General features: G+C 64.6%; 14 protein-coding genes and 1 riboswitch. Of the genes, 6 read left to right on the top strand and 8 right to left on the bottom strand.

What is annotated here, in order from left to right:
* Positions 1-107 precede the first annotated feature (107 nt).
* Positions 108-725, bottom strand: coding sequence for a DUF6461 domain-containing protein (locus tag FED44_RS03070; RefSeq protein WP_138459653.1), 618 nt, complete (start codon positions 723-725; stop codon positions 108-110).
* 1282 nt (positions 726-2007) lie between these two features.
* Positions 2008-2217 carry a hypothetical protein gene (locus FED44_RS03065; RefSeq protein ID WP_396697145.1) on the bottom strand — a complete coding sequence of 70 codons (210 nt, stop codon included), beginning with the start codon at positions 2215-2217 and terminating at the stop codon, positions 2008-2010.
* Positions 2218-2271: 54 nt separating this feature from the next.
* On the opposite strand from FED44_RS03065, the gene FED44_RS03060 reads away from it, so the two are divergent.
* The 3 genes from FED44_RS03060 (at position 2272) to FED44_RS03050 (ending at position 4603) form a co-directional block, all read left to right on the top strand.
* On the top strand, positions 2272-2820 hold the full coding sequence (locus FED44_RS03060) for a GntR family transcriptional regulator (RefSeq protein ID WP_222867866.1): 549 nt from the start codon (positions 2272-2274) through the stop codon (positions 2818-2820).
* A 15-nt stretch (positions 2821-2835) separates the two neighbouring features.
* The gene (locus tag FED44_RS03055) at positions 2836-3495 is read left to right on the top strand and encodes a YdcF family protein (protein ID WP_138459651.1); all 660 of its coding nucleotides are present in this window, start codon (positions 2836-2838) and stop codon (positions 3493-3495) included.
* A gap of 79 nt (positions 3496-3574) precedes the next feature.
* Entirely contained in the window at positions 3575-4603 is a 1029-nt protein-coding gene (locus FED44_RS03050; RefSeq protein ID WP_138459650.1) for a PIN domain-containing protein, read from the top strand.
* 552 nt (positions 4604-5155) lie between these two features.
* Here the strand turns inward: FED44_RS03050 and FED44_RS03045 are convergent.
* Entirely contained in the window at positions 5156-6133 is a 978-nt protein-coding gene (locus tag FED44_RS03045) for a hypothetical protein (protein ID WP_138459649.1), read from the bottom strand.
* 833 nt (positions 6134-6966) lie between these two features.
* Here FED44_RS03045 and FED44_RS03040 point away from each other — a divergent pair.
* Both FED44_RS03040 and FED44_RS03035 read left to right on the top strand, forming a co-directional pair.
* A complete protein-coding gene (locus FED44_RS03040) occupies positions 6967-7746 on the top strand; it encodes a hypothetical protein (RefSeq protein ID WP_138459648.1) in 780 nt (259 codons plus the stop codon).
* A gap of 678 nt (positions 7747-8424) precedes the next feature.
* Positions 8425-8535, top strand: a riboswitch (TPP riboswitch).
* Positions 8526-9863 carry a purine-cytosine permease family protein gene (locus FED44_RS03035; RefSeq protein ID WP_138459647.1) on the top strand — a complete coding sequence of 446 codons (1338 nt, stop codon included), beginning with the start codon at positions 8526-8528 and terminating at the stop codon, positions 9861-9863. It overlaps the preceding riboswitch by 10 nt.
* 30 nt (positions 9864-9893) lie before the next feature.
* Here FED44_RS03035 and FED44_RS03030 read toward each other — a convergent pair whose 3' ends face one another.
* Complete coding sequence (locus FED44_RS03030; protein WP_117409866.1) at positions 9894-10457, bottom strand: methylated-DNA--[protein]-cysteine S-methyltransferase; 564 nt, start codon at positions 10455-10457, stop codon at positions 9894-9896.
* A 300-nt stretch (positions 10458-10757) separates the two neighbouring features.
* Between FED44_RS03030 and FED44_RS03025 the strand changes: the two genes are divergently transcribed.
* Complete coding sequence (locus FED44_RS03025; RefSeq protein WP_244301677.1) at positions 10758-11210, top strand: ATP-binding protein; 453 nt, start codon at positions 10758-10760, stop codon at positions 11208-11210.
* A 116-nt stretch (positions 11211-11326) separates the two neighbouring features.
* Here the strand turns inward: FED44_RS03025 and FED44_RS03020 are convergent, their stop codons facing one another.
* The 4 genes from FED44_RS03020 to FED44_RS35600 are packed head-to-tail and all read right to left on the bottom strand — an operon-like array spanning position 11327 to position 13056.
* Positions 11327-11818 carry a GNAT family N-acetyltransferase gene (locus tag FED44_RS03020; RefSeq protein WP_208758805.1) on the bottom strand — a complete coding sequence of 164 codons (492 nt, stop codon included), beginning with the start codon at positions 11816-11818 and terminating at the stop codon, positions 11327-11329.
* A 53-nt stretch (positions 11819-11871) separates the two neighbouring features.
* Complete coding sequence (locus FED44_RS03015; RefSeq protein ID WP_138459645.1) at positions 11872-12534, bottom strand: YidC/Oxa1 family membrane protein insertase; 663 nt, start codon at positions 12532-12534, stop codon at positions 11872-11874.
* 59 nt (positions 12535-12593) lie between these two features.
* Positions 12594-12887: a DUF6412 domain-containing protein gene (locus FED44_RS03010; protein WP_117409862.1), complete on the bottom strand. Its 294-nt coding sequence runs from the start codon at positions 12885-12887 to the stop codon at positions 12594-12596.
* Position 12888: 1 nt separating this feature from the next.
* A complete protein-coding gene (locus tag FED44_RS35600) occupies positions 12889-13056 on the bottom strand; it encodes a hypothetical protein (RefSeq protein ID WP_167521373.1) in 168 nt (55 codons plus the stop codon).
* Positions 13057-13158 lie beyond the last annotated feature (102 nt).

The raw sequence follows: 13158 nt of genomic DNA, 5'->3' as shown, positions 1-13158 counted from the left end.
CTTTGGCTCTCCACCTGTTAGGAGAGTCCATCGTCGTCCGCTAGCGTCCGCTGGTGTCCGTGGGCGTTGTCACGCAGTTGGACACGCAGGGCGGATCGGCGGGGAGCTTACTGCGGGTCATCGGGTACGGGAGCGGTGATAATCCCGCCGAGCAGAGCGTCACTCTCGACCATGTCCCGGTGGAACAGGACCCCGGAGAGGCGGCTGGCCAGCGCGAGCGCGAGCGCCACGATCTCGTGCCGGTACCGGGACTTCTCCTGCGGTCCTGAAGGCGTGAGTCCGAGCTCGCGCATTTCTGCGTTCAGGGCGTCGGGCTGGGCTCCCCAGCGTTCCTGGGGCCACTCCAGCCGGAAGGCTGTGCGCAGTTCACCGTCGACCGCATGCGCGAAGTGGTGGGATGCGGCGTAGTCATGCCGCATGACAGAAACCGCCTCGCCTCCCCGGGACAGCTCACGCAACGTCTCCGGCCGGTTGCCTTCCCAACCGCAAGCCTCAAAGGCGATCGTCCACCCGTTCAGGTGGGTCACGACGACCAGGTCGGATTCTCCGTCGGTCTCCTCGACACGCTCCCAGACGTCCTCCCAGTTGTACGGCCGCATGTCCGCCTGTGCGACCCCGAACCTGCGCAGCGTCTCCCGCTCATCGTGGCCGCAGACGAACATGACCGTGTATATCTCCTCCCAATCGCTCTGCCAGGCGTAATCGTCAGAGGTGGCGGGTGGCATAAGCTTTATACCTTTGGCTCTTCCCTGACCTCTCGATCAGGCTTCCCGAGCAACGAGTGGTAGTCATATCCGAGCTCGTCAAGACGGGTGCGGACCCATTGAGTATGTGCGTCGTCTGCTCCCAGCAGAAGGAGTCTCAGGCTCTCACTAGCCCTTCGCTCCCGTTGCCGCTTGCTGCGCGAGCTAAGACTTCCGGGCAAGTTGTGGCAGATGTCCGCGATTACTCGTATCTGCTCGTGGTAATCCTCCGGGCCGTCAATCCACCCCAGGAGCGTCGGATCGCGACGGTAACTCATGGTGCGGATCTCTATGAATGCCAAGCTCATCAGACCTATGACGGCCTCCTGCACGGAAATTCGCATTCGAATCACCGGGTTCTCCCACGTTCGTGCGGACCCGCACATTATCCGCTGGCCTGATCTCTCGTTTGCCGTCGACCCATCGCGAAGCGACAGCGGGCCGGGGACGGAGGGTCAAGCCCTGCCTCGCGTGTACCTGCTCCCGGTGAGCTTCCTCGTCCGCTGGTTGTCCTGGCCGCACGGCTGGGCTTGACCTGGAGGAGCCGGGCTGCTGGGCTCTGCCTGGGCCGATGGCGGGCGAGCGATCAGGACTTCCACCCCAGCCAGCTACGGCGTGAGCTATGCGCGGCCCCCTCTCGGAGCCGGAGTGCCCCGGGGTTTGGGGCAGCGCCCCAAGGTCGTCCCTGCGTCTTTGGAGAGATCTTCATCAGTGCCAACGTTTGCCGCCGGTTCGCCGACGTTTCGCCGCTTGCCGACAGGGGTGCGCGACCGCCGAGGCGGGACCGGCCGGAGAGCCGCAGCCCGCCGACGGCGGGGCGTGCGGCCCGCGGCCGGCTGATGCTCGTGCTCGCGTGGGCTCCGGTGCGGGCCGTCGTGATCCCGGCCTTCGGTGCGCCTTCTGCTCTCTCCCCTTGCCTGCTCTTTGGTCGGGCTCCTCCCTGCTCCCCGCGGCACTCCCCGCCGAAGGCGGCTTGAAGACGTACGGAAAGTGCGCCCAGCCTCCAGGTGAGTCATGGTTGTGTGCCTCGACTGCCGACGGGGCTGGCGCACGATTCCCTCGCACAAAGCAGTACGACGACGCTACGGCCTTGCTCGCCACCGTCTGGCATGGCGGGTCGCGCGTCGGCCCGACGTCGACGACAGCCCCCGGACAGCGAGGGCCCGCCGGCCCCTCCATGCGCGGGTCTAGCAGCAGGTCGCGGGCGATTTCGTACAGCTGATATGTACAGCTACCTCTACGCACTTAGGTCCCTTTTCTTGAATCATGTGCGGAGCCAGATCACCAGGGCTGCCACAGTCACGGTGCCGAGATAGATGTAAGCGCGCTTGTCGTAGCGGGTGGCCACAGCCCGGAAGTTCTTCAGCCGGTTGATCGCCCGCTCGACAACGTTGCGCTTCTTGTAGCGCTCTTTGTCGAACCTTGTCGGGCCACCCAGCGGTTCGCGCACGACCTGGCCCGCGAGCTCGACCACCCCGAAGCCGCGATGACCCAACGGAGAGGGACTGTCGTGCGGGAGCGGCCGCCGATGAAGCGCTTGGGCATCGAGCGATACGCCAAGAGCAAGTGGAAGTTCGGCCTCGTCGCGTTCGCCGCCGACCGAGAGACGTCCGGCCGGGCCTGGAGTCCAACCGACCAGACCCAGACGGTTCGGCTGATAGATGCGGACGCTGAAGTAGCCGAAGCGTTTGGCCTAGCTGAGGGCGCGCAGGTCTACGAACGAGCGCGGCTCGTCAAAGAAGGAGACTCACCGACGCACACTTTGACGAGCTACTACCGACCCGAGGATGTGCAAGGGACGCCAATCGTCGATCCCACGCCCGGCCCTGCCAGCCGCGGGGGAGGCTTCGCAGTGCTGACCCTCCAGGGCCTGGAGCCAGACAGCATGACTGAGACGGTCTACGCGCGGATGCCGACGCCGACTGAGATGGAGACGCTCCAACTGCCCGCCGGCGAACCGGTCATGATTTTGCAGCGACGCACCTTCACGCGGGACGGCCAGCTTGTCGAGTTCGCTCGGGGGGTCCATGCCGCGTCCCGCTTCGCGTGGTCCTATACGTTCAAGATTCCGGACTAAGGAGAGGTAGGGGTCATGACTACCACTGCCTCTATACCCGAAGCCATCCGGGCTGACGTCGAAACCTTGTGGGACTACCACAACATGCACCACGTCGTTCGCTCCTCGGATGTCGGCATCGGCCTGGGAAGTCATGATCTCGGAGTTGCCACATGTGCCGCTGATCTCTATCAGCAGGGCATGTTCCCGCTGATCGTGTTCACGGGTGCCAACGCCCCCACGACAGTCAGTCGGTTCCCCCGTGGCGAGGCTGTCCACTACAAGGAACACGCCATCGAGCTCGGCGTCCCTGGAGACGCCATCTTGGTCGAGCCTCACGCGACCAACACGGGGGAGAACTTCACCAACACGCGTGCCCTCTTGGAACAGCGGGAAATCACTGTGGCGTCAGCCGTTCTCATCTCTCGGCCGTACCAGCAGCGACGTGCCTTCGCGACGTGCAAGAAGCTGTGGCCCGAGCTTGAAGTGACGTGTGCGTCGCTACCCCTCTCGCTCGACGACTACGTGGTGAGCATTGGAGATGTAGACCGCGTAATCAACATGCTGGTCGGCGACACCCAGCGGATCACCGAGTACGCCAAGAAGGGTTACGCAGTCGAGCAGCCGTATCCGGATGACGTCAATGCCGCCTTTCAACGACTCATAGCTACTGGTTACACAAGTCGCTTGGTTTGACATGGGTGGCCTCCTCACTCAGCTGGTTACGCCCGTTTTATGGATGCAAAGCAACCCCTCGCGAGTTACACTGCTGGTCGTGAACCCGCAACCCGAATCGGTAGCTACGTGCATCGTAATCGATACTAATGAGTGGATCCGGCTTAAGTGGCTTGGGAGTCCTATTGGCTTAACTTTTATTTCCGCATTGAGACAGAATTCTGCCGCCGTCCTGGCCATTCCCGAAGTTCTTGAACTGGAGCTTGACAAGCATCGTGCTGAAGCTGCGGCGTCACTACTCGACAAGCTCATAGCCAGTACCACCGAGATTGGTACGGTGGCCGGAAATAGCACAGCAGCGGGAATAGTAACCCTTACGGCAGAAGATATTGAGGTCGCTATTCGCAGGAGGCAGACCAGCCTCAAGGGCCAGATAATCTATCCCCCTATGGAGATGGGCGAAGTGAAGCGGGCCCTTGTCAGGGTGAATGCCGAAACTCCGCCGAACGGTCCAAAGAACCAGCAGATGAAGGACTCCTTGCTTTGGGAGGCATGCATAACGCTCGCCGATCGCTACAAAGTCCTGTTCGTGACTGGGGACAACGGTTTCTATAAAGATCGCCAGCCGAAAAAGGGGTTGGCGGCGAATCTGGCAGCCGAGACTTCCGTCACGGTAGGGCGGTTATTGGTATTTGAGACGCTGGAAGAAGCCATGCGCTCTTTCGCGCCAGCCAGTTCAGTCCCGGTGGATTCAAGCGAGGTCGCGGGAATCGATTTTGAGGGGTTGGTGGCGAAGCAGGCACAGGAAGCGCTTGAGCGAAGTGAAATAATCACAATACTCGGACGTGTCAAATTTCGGGGTGTCGTGCCTTCGTACTTCAAAACCGAGACTCCCCATGCCTTCGCCGTCTCCTTCTCGGCATTCTTCTACGCCGACCGAGACGCTAATAGCGTGCTGAGCGGAGAAGTTGTCGTTAAGGGAGAGTCTAGACTGGACACCCGCACTGGAACGATTGAGCCTATAAGCTTGAAGGGTATTTATTTGCGAACGCGGAGTATGTTCGGCGACGCCTGGGTCGAGGCCGACGACGTGCTCGAGAAGGCCGATTCGTTTATTAGGGCAAATTGATTCGCCAGTTTTGATTGTGTGTAGGGGCGGATAGGCTGAATCAAGCAGGGGCCTCCATTCGTATCACCTGCAATCCTGGAAGCAGCCATCAAGACGGCCGGTCTGCTCCGGACACGACCTTTTGCGATCTGCGGGGTACCGTCGCGAGTACCGTCCTGGCGGAGGGCTTCCGATCTTCGAGGTGTCTCGGCAATTCAGCCATGAGTCGATCACCACGGCGGTTGATTTCTTCGGGCCTCTCCTGCCGGAAGCCTCCGAGCGGGCTCGTACGGCCCTCGATACGGCGTTCCGTTCCGCGCTCGGTGTGCCCCCGATGCGCGAGAGGGAGTGACCCGGGAGTTGGCCCAACTCAGAGGAGGAGGTGAATGGGCCGGCCTGTAGGCCGTGTTCTAACGCCTTTCGCCGGTTGTCACTGTCTTGCAGCCGTTTTCGTCCTCGTGTGCCCTGATCTCTTCGCTAAACGATCCTCGTCCTGTTCACGTGGATGTCTCGAATCAGCTCGGCCCGTTTTGCACTTGACGCTGCATGTCACGTTAGTAGAGCCAGTGAGGCTCACTCGCTGTACGGGGGCTGCTCTACAGCAGACACGTCACCGGTCTGCGTCAGCCCCTCACGCGAACGCTCTCGGTCGCGCAAGTAATCGTTGACGATCCTGTTGATGATCGTTCGCAGGTTATCATTGTCCGAGTCGTTTTTCCAATGCACCATATAAGCGCGTACGGTACCGCTCGAATTGAAGTCTCGCATAAATTCGTCTGCAGCCTTCAGAATGTTATAGTTCGTGACCAGTAGAACTGGGGCGTGCATGAGAGTCGAAGTGTCTACGAGTTCCTCCAGCAGCTTTATTGGCATTGGCCCACCATGCGCTGTGTATTTGATGATGACGCCAATATGTAGGTCGAATCCAGGGCCAACTATGCGCACATCTCCCTCGACTCCGGACACATCTGTTTGCGCAGATATCGCCGAGAGTCGGGGGTGGGATAACTCAAGATTCGCCCATAAGAGGCGTTCGTAAATGCGGGCCGACCGATGCACATCGGCCATGGTTTGCAACCCTTTTTTCTGCGGCACGGCAGATACCCGTGGAGCTCCCTCGGCACTCCAGTTCACTGAGATCTCGGGAGGTTCCTTCTGTCCTGCTCGGGCCCATTCCCACCCAATCTGTGCTCCTTCCGAGAGAACTCTTTCCAAAGACGCGCGTCGCGTTTCTTCCGCCGTCAACAGCTTTTCCAACTCGGCTATCCGTCCTACAAGTCCACTCTGGTTACCCTCGGAAGCCCTACCTGTCCGCGGTGATTGATCGCTAGGGGAATTTTCAGGGTGAAATTCCGGCTGGATCTCTGATGATGAGAACTGTGTTGTAGCTTCCTCCAATGCTTCTCCCGCAGCCTCTTCGGCGCGCCCTACGCGGACCTTAACGCCACCTGCTTCAGCTTCCAGGTCTCGCTGTAACAGTGCAATCAAAGACTTCCTCAATGAGAGGACTAATGCAAGAATAATAAGAGGCCACGCGAAGATGACTTTCACATATTCAAGTCCTAGTTTCCACCACTCCACCTACAACATGATGCCCGTGGCTGCGGCGCGTGTCTAACAAACGGCACACTTTGGATGGGCTTATCCATGCTGCGAGTCAGAACCCCCCAAGCCTCCAGCCTTGTCCGCTGGTTCTGATCTCTCGTCTGCTGGGCTTGCCTGGGTCCATGGCAGGCGAGCGATCAGGACTTCCAGCCCAGCCACCTACGACGCGAACCGTGCGCGGCCCTGCTCTCGAAGTCGGAGACCCCGGGGTTTGGGGCAGCGCCCCAAGGTCTTCCCCTGTGACTTTCGAGAGATCTTCGTCAGTGCTTCCGTCTGCCGCCAGCTCGCCGACGTGGCGCCGCTTGCCGGGCAGGGTGCGTGCCCGCCGAGGCGGGACCGGCCGAAGAGCCGCGCACCGCCGACGGCGGGGCGCGGCCCGTAGCCCGGCTGATGCTCGTGCTCGCCTGGTCTCCGGTGCGGGCCATCGTGGTTCCGGCCTCGGTGCGCTCTTCTGCACTCTCCCCTTATCGCGCTCTTGGCCGGGCTCCTCCGTGCTCCCCGCGGCACCCCGCCGAAGGCGGCTTGAAACGTACGAAAAGTGCGCCCAGCCCCAAGGCGAGTCCTGGTTGTGTGCCTTGACTGCCGACGCGGCTGGCGTACGGTTCCCCCACAGAAAGCAGTACGACGACGCTACGGCCTTGCTCGCCACCATCTGACACGGTAGGCCACGCGCCGGCGGAACAGAGACGGAACAGAGCATGGCTCCGGCTCAGGCAGGCAACGAGCGCCAGCATCCATAAGATGACTACGAGCAATGAGACCGTTGAGGGTAGGCAGTCATGGGAGATCTAGCAGCAAACGTCAAGAGCTGGCTGGCAGCCGAAGGTTATCCCCTCGAAATGAGGACGGCGCGCACTTTATCGAAAACCACAACATCCCTGGTTTCGCCTTCACAATATTATACCGATCCCGACACTGGTAAGGCATGCGAAATTGACATACATGCAGGCTGGGGTTATAAAATTGACAGGAAAACCCGCATCGGCATCTCGTGTGCAATTGAATGCAAATCATCCACCGAGTCGCCTTGGGTTCTATTTTTATCACACAAGAAGCTTAGTAAGAGAGCGCTGATACAAGATCGCTTGGCAACTTCCGCCGGGGCGCAGTGGCTAAAAGAGCTGGCCGAAAATCACATAGACGAGATATCGCAGCTTCCGCTGTTTGCGGGGGATGGTGTGCACGCATATGGGATGACAACAGCATTGAGCCAGAAGAAGGATAATTCTTATGGGGCGTTGATGAATGCAGTCAAAGCGGCCGCACACACGGCTCGCATCATGTCGGAGATGAAGCATTTTCTAGTTTATGCGATTTCCTTTCCTGTTATAGTTTTCTCGGGCCGATTGTTCCAGGCTAGCCTTAATGAGCAAGCGGATGTGGAGGTAGCCGAAATTACCCATGGCCGAATACTCACCGGGCATCCAGCTAGTGGAAAATCTCGGGCTATTGTGGATATCGTCACAGAGGATCAGTTTCCACAGTTTGCTAGGGACATGGAAGTCACGGTGCAATCCCTGTTCAAAAAAGATGACAGAGCGCGTCGGTTGGGCTTGTGAAAGCCCATTGAAAGTGGAGTAGAAAGTGGACTTGGTGGTTTCAAAGTAGGCCAATACCAGTGAACGAGAATCGCCTCGCGCTCTATCCGTCACGGATGCCGTCGATCCCACCGCGGAGCGGCAGCGGGCCTGCGACGGAGGTGCAAGCCCGGCTTGACGTGTCCCTTCGACTGGGCACCTTCCACGGCCATTGGATGCCAACGGGCACAACCGGGCTTGCGGTGGCAGTGGTCTGCTGGGCTTGCCTGGGGTCGATGGCGGGCGGGATGCCTCCCACATCAGGCAACCACATCCCGCATGTGCGTTCGAGACCATCTCGGAGTCGGAGAGCCCCCGCGGGAGGCACCACTACGCGCGGCCGGCACTTGGCGGGCACTCCACCTCAGCCCGCCGTCCTGTGACTGACTTGTACTGTCGCGCGGCGGCGCGTGCGGCCCGGCTTCGGACCGCCTTGAAAACGTACGGAAAGTGCGTCCAGCCCTGAGGACCCGCCGGCCCCTCCATGCGCGGGTCTAGCAGCAGGTCGCGGACGGTTTCGTACAGCTGAAAAGTACAGCTACCTCTGCGCACGTAGCTGTACTCCGGCGGACGACGACGGACAGTAGTAGTGAGACGGACGTGATGTGTCTCACTGTGGTCAGAGAGCCTCTGATGAGGCAGGATGAGGGCGCCAACTGCATAGGAAGTCGCGGGAGCTCGGGGCACCGGGCTGAGAGGGCAGCTAAGCCGCTGCCGACCGCCTGAACCTGTCCGGATAATGCCGGCGTAGGGAGCGTGTGATGACCGCCGTCGTCGACGACGCGCATGCGGAGGTTCCGCTCACCCTGGACGAGGAGGTCCCGAAGACCCTCGGCCTGCTCGACCAGGGGGCGTTCTGGGCCAACCTGGGCGTCAGCCTCCTCGGCTTCTCGGGGGCGCTGTTCCTGCTCGATCCCCTGGGCGGCAGGCCCCTGACGTTCACCGCCGCGGTGCTGGCCGCCGTGGTCGGCAGCCTCGTGGGCACGGCGATGGTCGGCCTCGCGGCGATCCCCGGCGCCCGGACCGGCCGGCCCGCCATGGTGCTGCTGCGCGGCCTGTTCGGGGCCCGCCTGTCGTACGTCCCGACCGTGCTGAACATCGTGCAGATGCTCGGCTGGGGGGCGTTCGAGCTGTGGGTCATCGCGCAGGGCGCGCAGGCGATGTCGGGGACCGCGGTGCCGTACGCGGTGTGGGCGGTCGCGGCCGGGGCGCTGACGATCGCGCTGACGATCCGGCCGCTCGGCGCGCTGCGCCTGCTGCGCCGCTACGTCACCGCGGGCGTCGTGGTCGCGATGATCTGGCTGTCGGTCGCCCTCTTCACCCGGGGACCCTCCGTGGGCGGCGGCTCCTGGGACGCCTTCGCCCCGGCCGTCGACTACGTGATCGCGCTGTCGGTGTCGTGGGTGCCGATGGCCGCCGACTACGCGCGGCACTCGCGGTCGAGCGGCGCGGCGTTCACCGGGGTGGTGGCCGGTTACACGATCGCGCAGGTCGCCTGCCTGGCCCTCGGCATCGCCGCGCTGGCGCTGGTGGGCAACGACCCCGACAAGGTGTGGGACCCGTTCGTGGCCGCCCCGCTCGGGCTCCTGTTCTTCGGCGTCCTGGTGCTGCGTGAGGCCGACCAGTCGTTCGCGAACGTCTACTCGACGACCGTGTCGATCCAGAACCTCGCGCCGCGCTGGGACCGCCGGGTGATCTCGGTCGTGATCGGCGTGCTCACCACGCTGATCGCGCTGCTCGCCGACGTGAACTCCTACGGCGCGTTCCTCACCGTGATCGGGGCGGTCTTCGTGCCGATGTTCGCGGTCCTCGTGGTCGACTACTTCCTGCTCGGCGGGGCCGCCCGGTGGAACACGGCCGAGGACGCCCCTTCGCGCTGGTCGATGGTCGTGCCGTGGATCCTCGGGTTCGCGGCGTACTGGATCGTGGCGGTCACCCCGACCGTGGCCTGGTGGGACGGCCTCTGGGCCGACGTCCGCGACGCCGTGGGGTTCGTCCACCAGCCGTGGATGAACGCCGCGCTCGCCGCGTTCCTGGTCGCCGCGCTGGCGACGGCGGCGCTGTCCGTGCCCGGCCGGCTCGCCCGGCGCCGGGCCTGATCGCCCGGGCGCCTGAGCCCGTACGGCTGATCAGGGCAGCGCGCCCTCCAGGCGGAGCAGGTGCTCCTTGGCCGCCTTGCCGCCCGCGTACCCGCCGAGCGAGCCCGGGCCCTCCACGGCGCGATGGCAGGGCATGAGCAGGCAGAGCGGGTTGCCGGACAGGGCGCCGGCCACCGCGCGCGGCGCCTGGGGCCGCCCGATCCGCTCGGCCATCTCCTGGTAGGTGGTCACGCTCCCGTACGGCACGCCCTGCATCAGCTGGATGACGGTGCGGGAGAAGCCGGTGACCAGGCGCGGGTCCACGGAGAGCGAGAAGGTGCGCAGCCTGCCGGTGAAGTACGCGTCGAGCTCACGGCGCAGGGGATCGAGGCGGCGCGGGTCGGGCCCGATGAACGAGCCGACGGCGCGGGTCACCCGGGCGAAGACGGCGTGCTCGTCCTCGTAGGTGCAGGCGAGCACGCCGCGCGCGGTCACCGCGAGGACCAGGCGGCCGACCGGCGTGTCCGTGGTGCCGAACGCCACCTCGGGCGGGGCCAGGCCGACGTAGCCCGGCGTGGTCACGCGGAGCAGGGCTTCGAGGTCCTCGGTGGACATGGGCGCCCAACTTTCTGTTCATCGCGTGGAGGCAGCGTATCGGAGCGTTCGTGAGGCGCTGGAGAACGCCGCCGGGCCGGCCGCGTTCACCGGGCTGACCAGGGCGGGCGATGCGGAGGATCTTCACTCCGGCGGGACGGTCCGGAGCGTGGCGTCGCGATTTGGCGACTGATCTATTGTCCAATGTGCACAAGCTGTGATCCGGGGCACGGTTTCCCGGCTGATACGACGGGGCATTTCGGTCGTACTGGGCTGTGCAAGGGGAAACGTTGTGCAAGGGGAGTCGGGGGAATCGGGGAGGTGAGTGCGTCGAGCGTCGTGATGCTGCCGTACGCACCGTCGAGCGTCGCCGTCGCACGTCAGCGCCTCAGCGCCGAACTACAGGGGGCGGGGCTGCTCGCGACCGCCGTCGACGACGTGGTGCTCATCTTGAGTGAACTGCTCAGCAACGCCCTGCGGCACGCCCACCCTCTCCCGTCCGGACAGCTCAAGGTGGCCTGGTACTGCTCGGACAGGCAGGTCGAGGTGGCCGTGAGCGACGGCGGCGCCTACACCGAGCCACGGGCGGGCCGTCCGACGCTGTCGTCACTGGGTGGCCGAGGGCTGGGCATCGTGGAGTATCTCGCCGAGCGCTGGGGGGTCCGGCACGAGGCGGAGATCACCACCGTGTGGGCCGTCGTCCTGGTCGCGACCCCGGACCGTAACGGACATCAGGGTCCGTCCGAAACCCGCATTCTGCGCGAGGTTGGCTGAGCGCCCTCCGCCAGTCGCCGAGATGGCTCCGCGCCGTGCTTTCGCGCCGAGCCTCCCCGCCGTGTTCTCGCGCCGAGCCGTGGCCGCGCAGGCCGCCGGAAGCCGATGGTCACGGGTCAGCGGAGAGGGTGCTCCAGGCAGAGCAGGTCCTCGCGTGCGTCCCACGACGGGGTGACCGCGAAGCCGAGCCGCTCGTAGAGCGCGATCGCCGTCGCCCGCCACCTCCAGACCGACAGCCGTACGGAGCGCAGGCCGGCCGCCCGCGCCCGGGTCAGCGCGGCCCGGACGAGCGCCCCGGCCACGCCCCTCCCGCGTTCGTCGGGGTCCACCCAGAGCCGCTTGATCTCCGCTCGCCCGCCGACCGGCTCCGTCAGCACCACGCAGCCGATCGCGGTCCCGCCGCGGCGCGCGACCAGCACGACGTCCCGCGCGAAGGCCGCTCCGGGGTCCTCGACCTCCGCCCGGTATCGCTCGGGCAGCTCGGCCACGCCGGGCACCGGGACGCCCTTCTCCTCCTCGGTGCGCAGGTGATAGGCCGCGAGGAGTGCGTGCGGCCCCTCCCGGCCGTCCCCCTCCGCCCAGGTGCTGATCGAGTACGCATCGGTCACAGGGAGCAGGATTCCATCTCACGCGTGATCGCCCGGGCGCCGGCCCCGGCGGCCTAGGCGGCCCGGGGGTAGAGCACCGCGCGCTCGGCGGTCGCCCAGGCGGTGCTCACGAGCAGGTAGACGCCCGCCGCGAGGGGCAGGAAGGCCGCCGCGAGCACGGTCCAGAACGGGAGCAGGACCTGCAGGCGCCGCATCGGAGCCGTGGGCTCCACCCGGCGGGCGGCGAACACGGCCACGACGGTGAGTAGCGCCAGCAGCACGGCGAAGATCACCACGGGCGGGCTGAACAGGCCCGCGCCGGCGACCGCCGCCCCCAGGTGCTCCCCCAGCGGCACTCCCAGCACGCCCTGCGCGAGCAGCAGGTTCGGATGCCCCGCGATCGTCACGGTGGTGAACAGCCGGTAGGTGACCATGAAGAACGGCATCTGCGCGAAGCCCGGGAGGAATCCGGCGAACTGGCTGGTGCCCTCCGCCGCGTACAGCGCGTTCACCTCCCGCATGAGCCGCTCCGGGTCCTTCTGCCACCGCTTGCGGAGCTTCTCCACCTGGGGAGCGAGCCGGAGCCGGACGCGCTGAGCGCGGGCGACGCGGATGCTCAGCGGCAGGAGCGCCAGCCGTACGGCGAGGGTGACGAGGACGATCGCGAGCCCGGCGCCGGTGGCGTGGCTGAGCGCGTCGATGAGCCGGTAGGCGGGGTCGAGCACGAAGTCGAACATGGGGAAGCCTTTCGTCTGAATTCAGGGCATGACGAAGGCGCTCGCGACCGGATCGGTGGTCAGGCGAGCGCGAGGCTTCCTGATGGTGCGCGGGGACGGGGGCGGCCGGGCGCGCCGGGATCGCGCAGCCTGACCATCGCCGTCTCACCGTCGTACGAACGTCTGCCCGGGCCCCGCACGACGGCGGGGACCCCGGTCAGCCGGGAGAGCATCCAGGCGAACACCAGCACGGCCACCCCGGCCACACCGGCGAAGGCCACCACGGAGGGCACGGCGGAGCCGCCGGCCAACCCGATGACCAGTTCGGCGAGCAGCCGGACGAGTGACGTGACGGCGGCCTGGAGAGCGTTCACGTCAGCGGGACAGCTTCCCCACGACGGTGACCGCGAGCACGGCGACGGCGGCGACGATCCCGATGATCAGCAGGAACTTCAGCGTCGCGAACAGTGCGGGGATGATGAATGCGAACACCAGCCACAGGGCCAGCAGGATCCCCAGAATGGTCAGTACGGTACGGGCCATAGGCACACGCTACGCGGTAGGTCCGACAAGCGCGAGCTTGATCCAAACGAGTCCTACTACCCGCTGCCGCCGAGGTTTCACGTGAATCATCGTGATCGGTGC

Source organism: Microbispora triticiradicis (assembly GCF_005864065.1).
Taxonomy (GTDB): Bacteria; Actinomycetota; Actinomycetes; order Streptosporangiales; family Streptosporangiaceae; genus Microbispora; species Microbispora triticiradicis.
The sequence above is the reverse complement of the archived record's forward strand: the minus strand, read 5'-3'. Positions and strand labels throughout refer to the sequence as shown.

Coding starts and splice junctions, on each gene's coding strand:
- FED44_RS03070 (WP_138459653.1), bottom strand. CDS start 725: ATGCCACCCGCCACCTCTGACGATTACGCCTGGCAGAGCGATTGGGAG.
- FED44_RS03060 (WP_222867866.1), top strand. CDS start 2,272: ATGAAGCGCTTGGGCATCGAGCGATACGCCAAGAGCAAGTGGAAGTTC.
- FED44_RS03055 (WP_138459651.1), top strand. CDS start 2,836: ATGACTACCACTGCCTCTATACCCGAAGCCATCCGGGCTGACGTCGAA.
- FED44_RS03040 (WP_138459648.1), top strand. CDS start 6,967: ATGGGAGATCTAGCAGCAAACGTCAAGAGCTGGCTGGCAGCCGAAGGT.
- FED44_RS03035 (WP_138459647.1), top strand. CDS start 8,526: ATGACCGCCGTCGTCGACGACGCGCATGCGGAGGTTCCGCTCACCCTG.
- FED44_RS03030 (WP_117409866.1), bottom strand. CDS start 10,457: ATGTCCACCGAGGACCTCGAAGCCCTGCTCCGCGTGACCACGCCGGGC.
- FED44_RS03015 (WP_138459645.1), bottom strand. CDS start 12,534: ATGTTCGACTTCGTGCTCGACCCCGCCTACCGGCTCATCGACGCGCTC.
- FED44_RS35600 (WP_167521373.1), bottom strand. CDS start 13,056: ATGGCCCGTACCGTACTGACCATTCTGGGGATCCTGCTGGCCCTGTGG.